The 8,171-nt window shown below is 37.6% G+C and carries 6 protein-coding genes; 2 read left to right on the top strand and 4 right to left on the bottom strand.

Going from position 1 to position 8,171, the window contains the following annotated elements; all coding sequences use genetic code 11:
* Positions 1-656: 656 nt before the first annotated feature.
* Genes cmr6 through cmr4 form a run of 4 tightly spaced genes read right to left on the bottom strand, consistent with a single transcriptional unit; the run spans position 657 to position 4,418 of the window.
* Positions 657-1,508, bottom strand: coding sequence for a type III-B CRISPR module RAMP protein Cmr6 (gene cmr6 / locus MRT15_RS07535; protein WP_304329411.1), 852 nt, complete (start codon positions 1,506-1,508; stop codon positions 657-659).
* Positions 1,492-2,877 (bottom strand): RAMP superfamily CRISPR-associated protein, encoded by a 1,386-nt coding sequence (locus MRT15_RS07530; RefSeq protein ID WP_304329409.1) that lies wholly within the window; start codon positions 2,875-2,877, stop codon positions 1,492-1,494. The genes cmr6 and MRT15_RS07530 overlap by 17 nt, the downstream gene beginning before the upstream one ends.
* Before the next feature lie 2 nt (positions 2,878-2,879).
* Entirely contained in the window at positions 2,880-3,353 is a 474-nt protein-coding gene (gene cmr5, locus MRT15_RS07525; protein ID WP_304329408.1) for a type III-B CRISPR module-associated protein Cmr5, read from the bottom strand.
* 15 nt (positions 3,354-3,368) lie between these two features.
* The gene (gene cmr4 / locus MRT15_RS07520) at positions 3,369-4,418 is read right to left on the bottom strand and encodes a type III-B CRISPR module RAMP protein Cmr4 (protein WP_304329406.1); all 1,050 of its coding nucleotides are present in this window, start codon (positions 4,416-4,418) and stop codon (positions 3,369-3,371) included.
* Positions 4,419-4,474: 56 nt separating this feature from the next.
* Between cmr4 and cas10 the strand changes: the two genes are divergently transcribed.
* Complete coding sequence (cas10, locus tag MRT15_RS07515) at positions 4,475-7,600, top strand: type III-B CRISPR-associated protein Cas10/Cmr2 (protein WP_304329404.1); 3,126 nt, start codon at positions 4,475-4,477, stop codon at positions 7,598-7,600.
* The coding region (locus MRT15_RS07510) for a hypothetical protein (protein WP_304329402.1) at positions 7,597-8,171 on the top strand (575 nt) is incomplete at its 3' end. The genes cas10 and MRT15_RS07510, both read left to right, overlap by 4 nt.

Genomic DNA, 8,171 nt, shown 5'->3' with positions numbered 1-8,171 from the left:
AGAAGCTTTCAATTCCCTTTATGGGGTTCGAAATAATTTCAGATAGGGCAAACATCGACAGGAAAATCTTTCAATTCCCTTTATGGGGTTCCGATATTTTCTTTTCTCTTTTTGGGTTTTTAAGGTTTTTGGCATGATTAATTCAGAAGTTATCATGGCACAAGCAAAACTTGCATTAAACTGATGATGTTTGTACCAGTTGATGGTAGGGTTAATGGTGAAGCTATTCGTAAATTTTTCGGCAATAGTCGAAAAGTATATCGACAAATTATAGTTAACTACACAGTAAACTAAAATTTACAATTAATTGAATGTTAGAAGGTTGCATATCACCACTTATTTTCTTTCTAGTACTTTTAAAAATTAAATTTTTATTTTGTAAACGTTAATGAGTTCCTTTAAGCTCTATTATGCCATATTCAAGAAGAATTTTCGCCTCATTCTTATCTTCAAAACTTTTTCTAAGAACAGTTTAAATTGACTGATAAGTCTTTTTCACTTTACGTCAATCACTATTAGCAGTAATTTTCCATTTTTATTGCAGTATATGTAACGAAGGAAGATTTAACCAAGTTTTCCTGTCTTCCTTTTTCCATCGATATAAGGAAGATTTTTATGCTTATTTTGAATGAAGCAATCCTTATAAATTTCTAAGACTAAGAATCAGCCGAAGTGAAATGTTTTTGGCTAAGGCGACCATAGCCGAGAGATGTTTTTGCGCCTACACCTCTTGAAATGGCATTGCTGACTAATGCTGTAAGTTCATTGAGGTTAAGCTTTTGCTTATGGAAAGTGAACCATCGTTTTGCAATACATATGACAACTCTAAAGGCAACATGTTTTGAAACGACAAGAAATCGTAAAGGTGTTGGACTACTTTCTGGTTCACTTATTTTTCCTTCTGCTTCACGATAATGTGGATTTATTATGTCCAATGCAAGTAAACTTTTACCAAATACTTCAACGGGATATGAGTCGAGGAAAACAATTGGCGATGCCTCATCTTTTTTGCTAAGTAAGTCGTATAATTTACTGCCATTTGCCCATGCAAGTGAAGCTACAGCCCCTTTTAGTGATGAAGCGGGGATATATGGCAAGTTAATGTAGGGATCCCAAGCTATGGATATTTCAAGCGGCTCAGTATAGGGATTGTGAAGACCAATGGCAAGAGGAGTTAGTGTTATGAAATTTGAATCCACAATTTTAGTGTAACCCAATTCATCAAGAGCCTTAACAGATTCATCAATAAGCTTTTTGGCTTCCGTTAACAATATAGCAATATCTTCTTTAGAAGAATATGCCTCATAAAGTTGTTTAGCAATCTCATATCTAAACTCACTCAATGATCTTTTCAAATCTTTTCCGTCAACTTGGCGTCTCCGCTTAATAGTCTCCTTTCTAGATTCTTCCATCTCTCTTATTTGCTCTTCCACCTTTAAAATAAATTTCCACTTAAGGAAGCTGACAACGTTCCCTCCTGTAATAAATAATTTATTTCTTAGGGACATATAAAATCCACCTAAACCCACACTTTTTAGCATAATCAATAAACTCTTTAAGAGCATCTATAATTGCATCAACAATTTTTGCTTCATTAAGCTCAATGAGTTGCGAATCGGTTACAACTTTTTCAACATTACCTTTTTCATTCTTTTTAATTTTAGGATTGCCTACCCATTCGAGCTGCCTTGGCCAATCTGCAGAAACAAAAACAGAAAGATAAGCAATATTTCCATGAAGTGCCAGTATGAAAGGTGAGGCTCTCCTTTCTATGTCTTCACTCTTAATAAAGTAACCTAATTCTACCTCTATTTTTTGTCTTTTTCGCTTCTGCATTTCTTCCTGTTTTTGTCCTCCTAAATTTAACTTTATCTTTTGTTTTCTTGGTAAGCCAAGCACCCATGCATTATACTTCTCTCTTAGATTGTCCATGGCTTTGTAACTCTTGAAGAATTGCTTAACTCTTGCACCTCTTAAAAAGAAGTTGTGGAGATTTGTTAGTATTCGTTGTGAACTGTCTCCACTCACTTCTAAAACTTGGAAAGGACGTAACACGTGTTCTTCTTTTATTGTATAACTCATCGCTAACCTCCTAGCACTGATGAGAGGAAGTGGTGGAAGTTCACCAACACCTTCTTCAATGACTTTAATTTTAAGAAGATCTCTAACAGCAGTGATAGCATTATTTAATTTTTCAATTGCAGGAAGCTTTGGGTCAAATAGCTCGGCATATTTGCCACTAGAGCTAACAACCCGAAAACATCCAAGACCTCTTCTGCCACCTTTTCCGAAACCATTAAATGTCAAAGCTAAAGATAGAGCTGAAAGAGCTGCGTTTGCCCCTTTATGCTCTGTAGGCAAATGTTTTTCAACTCTTAATAGGAAACGTGCACCAGGCTCCAAATATTCAAGCACTTTCTCCTCCTTTATACCCTCTGTTCTTTCCTTACCCTTAAGACATAGTAAAGAGATTCTTTGAAGGTTTTTAATATCTTCTTTTCGGAGACTATCTCCACATATTGCTTTTTTCAGTTTTTCTACATTCTGAAGAGGTGTCACTATGATGGAATAATTAGATGCTTCACTTGATTTACCTTGTGGGTCTGCATAGCCAAGTCCCATATCTTTACCAACTATTTTCGATATTTCTTCTACCTCTTTACTGCTTGGAACTTTTAGAACTCCTTTCGAAGCGTTTTGACCTTTAAGTTTACCTGCATCATACAGAGCTCCAGCAACAAGAGCTCTAGCCCACCACCTCCATATACCCTTTACTTCGCTTGGTCTTAAAAACCACATTTCGTCCAGCTTTAACGGGTCATATCCTCCAATTAGAAGAGGGGTTTCAAGTTCTAATTCAAGTTCAACCAAGCTCATATTTATTCAGCCTCGAACAGAGCTTCTGCCAATCTTTTTAACCATTCAGCAAATCTTAATGCTTTTTCTTCAGTTACAGGTAATGTTGTCGATGTATTGAGGTTTCTAAGTATCTCGAGGAAACTTTTAGCGTTAACGATTTCTGGAGCTTCAAGCTGTCTCAGCAATGCTATGAGGAACGAACCGTAAAGTGCATAAGATGCTTCTTCTGACTGAGAGTATTGACTCTTGATATATTCAACTATATCCTTTGGTGAATTTGCTTGAAGCGCATTTTCAAGGACTACGTTACCCCCTTTCGAGGCTATGTATGCTAATGTGTATGTTAATCCCGAATAATAAATTGACTCTATGAGATTCCTACATCTGCTCCTAAATTTCTTCGTCACATCATGCTTATTCCCATAAGCAGAGCGAAGGGTTTCAATGCATTTTAATGCGAAATCAAGCGTAAAGTCTTTGGAGTATATCTCCATTTATGATCACCCTAATTAACACCATATGAGTTTTACTATGCCTTTTCCTATGGTTTCCTTACCGCCAAGTATAGCAAACTTTTGTTCCGAGAGTTTTTGGAGAGTTTTATCTGCAGTGAGAGTACCGATCTTTTCCGTCGCAACTTTTATGATTTCTTCAAGTTTAGTTTCACCATATTGTTCACCTAAAACTTTCTGAGCTACTTTCTTCGCTATATTATTAATACTTTGTTTAGGAGTTTTTGCATATGCAAGGGTAACTAGCAATGTGCGTTGTGGCAAATATTCCTCATCCCAAAGCCCACCTCTCTCGACCGTTTTAGATTCATAATTCAGTCTTATACGAGGTTGTATTATAAGGCTCTTCTTAACTAGGTTCTTTGCACTATTGTCACTTACAATGGCTATACTTCTCCGCTCAATATCCTCTGGTAACATTCCCCATATGTCTGTCAGATCCTTAAATACTTCAGCATAGAATTCTTCTTCATTAAGGATAACTAAAGACCCTTTTTCCCCTTTAAGAATGCATTCTTCATCGCTAACAAATGCAAAACGATCTGCATTTAAACCCTTATTATGGAACTTCTGTTCAACGTTCTTAATAAGACTATCAAGTCTTTCTAGTTGCCCCTTCAATTGAGGAGAATAAATTGCGGCGATTTCAAGGTATGTCTTGTAATAAGTAAGTAAATGTGGCGATGTTAAGTAGATCCATATTCCTTTAAGGGAGCGCGCAGGTATAATTAATAATCTAGCATCGAGAAGTGAGAAAGACGATGAATATTCAGAAACCTCAGGACTTGCCGGTTCAGGTCCGAAGACTGCCCTTACAAATGTCTCCTCCACAACACGGTTGACATCATCTTGAACACTACTTGCCTTAAGCTGAAAACTTGAACGTAAAACACCCTTCAAACTAGAGGACCAAATAGTAGGAAAACCGAATTCATCGCGTTGAATAGGAAGATCCACGGGGCTTGGAACGCTAATTCTCCCAGCGCCTGGATGTAAAGGAGTGAGTGCATAGATGAATAGTAATTTGGAAGTTTCTGAACTGCTCACACTCTTTATGTTGGAGGAAAAATTATATATGTTTTTCCATCTACATTGATGTTAGCATGAGAAACCTAAAATCGGATAATGATATTGAAAAAGAATACTTTGGAGCAAAAGCCTGGGCTCTCCTTCATGATCCTCCACATAAAATGTGGATTGTCGGTGGTGATTTAAAAGCTGCTGAGGGGGGACATGTAAAGGAAGCACAAAACATATGGAGGTTACTAGGTTTACGTTCAATATTCGGGAGCTTTGAGAATTACGATAAGCTCGTTAACTTCGCTGATGATATGGCTTCCACCTCGGACAGATGGATTACAAACTTCGCTTTTAGAGGAGTAGGACGAATATTTAAGTACAATAGACTTCATAACATCTTTAACCCGGATTTCTCGTTAGAGATAAAACCTCCAAAGTATTCAGATGTAGAGAAGTTCCTTAATGGTTTAGCAGGTCAAATATCCGTTTTTAGCAATGATTCACGCTGTACTTATCATGCTCTTTATGCACTCTACGAAACTCTGTGGATAGTAAATGGACTTCCACCTAGCTTGGCTGATACGAGAGCTCCTACCCACACACTTTTCGATCACGTATATGCAACAGCCTTAACCTTAAATATGCTATGGCCAAAAGGCGAAGTTGGTGGTTATGCTACTCTCGTAGATATTCCAGGTATTCAACGAATTGTTGGAACAGCTAGGAAGGCTGGTGATTTTTGGGCTGGAAGTTGGATTGTCTCTATGCTCAGCTGGTTAACGGTTTGGCCTTTAATCTGGGAATATGGGGCAGACATACTCTTGAAACCCTCACCTCGCTTTAACCCCTATTATCATGCGTTTCTCTGTGCCAAGTTAAATGCACGTGATGAATCTCGACAAGTTTTCGAAGCTCTATACACAAGGATGGTTGAACTTGGAACTCATAGACAAATGGGAATTATTCCCTTACAATGTTTCCCTTTAAAATTCCCCATAATACCTGGCACCACGGCTTTCATTTTGCCTGAAAGAGATTTAAGGGGACAGGAGCTTAGTGATCATTTAGTCGAGGGTATCGTGAAAAAAAGATTCATCGAAGCTTATGACTTGATACTCACATTAGCATCAGGTGAAAAAGGGGAATTTGAAGAACCATATGATGCTCTTGCTAGGCTTCTCAAGATTAAAGGAAGCGAAACTCCACTCATTAAGTTGTTTAGAAAAATTAAGGAAGAAGAATCAAAGGTCTTCGAGGGGTTGTTAAGACCTCGCATTGCAGTAATTAATATTAACAAATATTACAGAGAGTGGCTTAGAGCTTTAGAAGGTGAAGCTACAATAGAAGACAAGCCCAAAATTTTAAAGGCCTTAGTGGAGGCAAAATATGAACTTCTCAAATTAGGAGTAAGTGAAGAAGATATAAATAAAAGGTTGACGTGGCAAGCACTCATAGCACTTCTATTTGAAGAACTAAGCCGCAAAGCTAGAAGGAAAATTGTACCACCAAAAGCTTGGTTTACGTTAGGAGAAAATACCTTTAAGCCTATCGTTGACTTTGAGAAATTTTATGACAAGAAAGGTGTTGGTTATCTTTTATGCACTACATGTGGTACCGAGCCAGCGATTATTAAGCTCGGGAAGGATGTCAGAAGACCCAGACTTCTCGAATACAGCAATGACGCGCTAAACAAACTTGCAGATCTCTCCCTTTCAAAAGAGGATATTGAAAGACTAAAAGTTTATGTAAAACCCGGTGAAGCATTAGGTCCATTCTGCTTAATGAAACGGGCGCTTTACACGAACATCAAGGAAAGTATCAAAAGTTTTGAGGAAAGTCTCGGAATCAAATTTGATAGCACTGAAGATGTTTCAATGAGTTTTGTAAGAAACCAACTTTTAAACTTAACCAGTTACCTTAGGAAGTTAGGGGATGAAGGAAGTAAAGTCGCACAATATATTGAGGAAGAAGGGAAAAGCTTCGATTCGATGCTTGATCAAAATCCGGAAAGTGCTAGATCAATGTATGAGAAAGCACTTAATTTTGTGTTCCATGAATTGATATCACGAGAACAACTCCAAAACCTACTTGGAAAATTATCTGAAGAATTAACTGATATCTATGCGGTAAAGGGCTTTCAACTTCCGGAAAAATTCCTAGTAACTTTTAGGAATTACTATTGTATTCTCAGGGCTGATGCTGACAATGTGGGAGACCTTAGCAGGGGTAAAATTAAAATAGATAGTTACTTCAAGTTGTTTGAAAAATTGTGGAAGGAAGCAAAAGAAAGAGGGGAAGAAGATATTGCTAAAGCTTTTGATACGGCTAAAAGTATTGTAGAATCCTTTTTAAATAAGCTCAATAAGGTTATTGGTGAAGAGCTTCTTTTGCCAAGTACAACATATTCGCTTATACTCTCGACAGTACTGATGGTAACGGCTTTGAAAGATTCAATAAATGTCGAATTTAAACTTCATGGTAGTCCCATTTTTAGTGGTGGTGACGACGACTTAGCACTCTTACCCGTCGAAACTGGGCTAGCCACAGTTGAGCTTCTGTACAATACGTATCATGGGGAGTACGGGTTCCATAAAATTAGTAATTATGCAATTCCAGCTCCGGTAGTATATGGGAAAAGTTTCTCTTTACGATTTGTAAACATACTTGACCTCATGTCCAGTGAAATTTCCGAGTGTACAATGCTATTGGATGACGTGGCTAAAGAAACAAAATGGAGTATATGTGACAAAGAGTTTTCAAAAAACACACTTGTGCTTTCAAGTTCGAGAAGTAGCAATCTTTCCATATTACCACTTACTGATAAAAGCGATGAACAATGTGGATTAACGAATGTTGTGAGTAGTGCATTTAAAGTTCTAGAACTCATGTGGCTTGCCAATACTTCTCTTCAATTGTCAGCGAGTGTCCCGGAGGATTATGACCAAATTAGGGAGGCTGTGGAAATGGCAGTTAAAAATGATTACTGGGATGTTGCTCATCAAATGGTATTACATGTACTAAGCAGAAACACACCTCAAGGTAAATTTAAGGGAGAAGTCTTTAATGGACTTACAAATGAATTAATTAAGATAATGAAGGGGAAGCAGAAGGGAAAAGTACCATTGTTCATCGAAGAACGTGAGAGCTTGGAGCTCAGCGCCTTTTCATGGCTCATGGAAGCATATAGGATCATGAGGGGTTATCCATGAGGGAAGTCATATTTGAAGTTATTGAAGCATTAAGGTTTGCTACAGTCCATACAGGAGGTACTGAAATGTTCTCAAGAGAACTCATTTATGCAATTCCACTACCTTCTACTGTTCTAGGAGCCCTTGGAGTGACAGCTGGAATATATCTCAGCGGGGACGTTTGTAAAGAAAACATCTTAGACATTAAAACCCTTGCTGAAAAGCTTAAAGGAAATTCCCTAGACTTATTTACTAGCAGTTGCGATGAACCATTACTTTGGGGGCCGCTCATCAGATCAAGGGAGCGATACTTCTTCTGCGTAGGAAATGAACTAATAAGCATAGACAAATTAAAGCATTATGTATGTGCAGCTCTTGAACAAAATATGACAAAAAAGGTAGAGTACTATAAGCGCTTAAAACCTTTAATCAGACTTGGTATCAAATTGACAACTCAAAAAATTGCGGAACCCGGTTATATGTATAAAGTTAATTTCTATGGCTATAACCTTGAGCAATATCCTGCTTTACTTGTCTACGTAGCTAATGTAATGTTCAAAACTACAAGAGGTATAGTGAGACTTGGAGGGGA

The sequence above is a fragment of the Candidatus Culexarchaeum yellowstonense genome, assembly GCF_024707025.1.
Classification (GTDB): Archaea; Thermoproteota; Methanomethylicia; order Culexarchaeales; family Culexarchaeaceae; genus Culexarchaeum.
Note: the sequence above shows the minus strand (reverse complement) of the source record. Positions and strands in the feature narration are given on the sequence as shown.